Consider the following 318-nt stretch of genomic DNA (forward strand, 5'->3'; position numbering starts at 1 on the left):
TGTACGACCGTAGCTCAGTTGGTTAGAGCACCACCTTGACATGGTGGGGGTCGGTGGTTCGAATCCACTCGGTCGTACCAACTTATTTGATAAGTCACAATGCACATCCCTGTACGACCGTAGCTCAGTTGGTTAGAGCACCACCTTGACATGGTGGGGGTCGGTGGTTCGAATCCACTCGGTCGTACCAACTTATTTGATAAGTCACAATGCACATCCCTGTACGACCGTAGCTCAGTTGGTTAGAGCACCACCTTGACATGGTGGGGGTCGGTGGTTCGAATCCACTCGGTCGTACCAACTTATTTGATAAGTCAC

The 318-nt window shown here is 50.9% G+C and carries 3 tRNA genes; all 3 read left to right on the forward strand.

What is annotated here, in order from left to right:
* The first annotated feature begins 3 nt into the window (after nt 1–3).
* Nucleotides 4–80, forward strand: a tRNA-Val gene (locus ACXAH1_RS24750).
* 33 nt (nt 81–113) lie between these two features.
* A tRNA-Val gene (locus ACXAH1_RS24755) sits at nt 114–190 on the forward strand.
* A 33-nt stretch (nt 191–223) separates the two neighbouring features.
* Nucleotides 224–300, forward strand: a tRNA-Val gene (locus ACXAH1_RS24760).
* Nucleotides 301–318: the final 18 nt, after the last annotated feature.

The organism is Pseudoalteromonas sp. AWH4_217, from assembly GCF_056161105.1.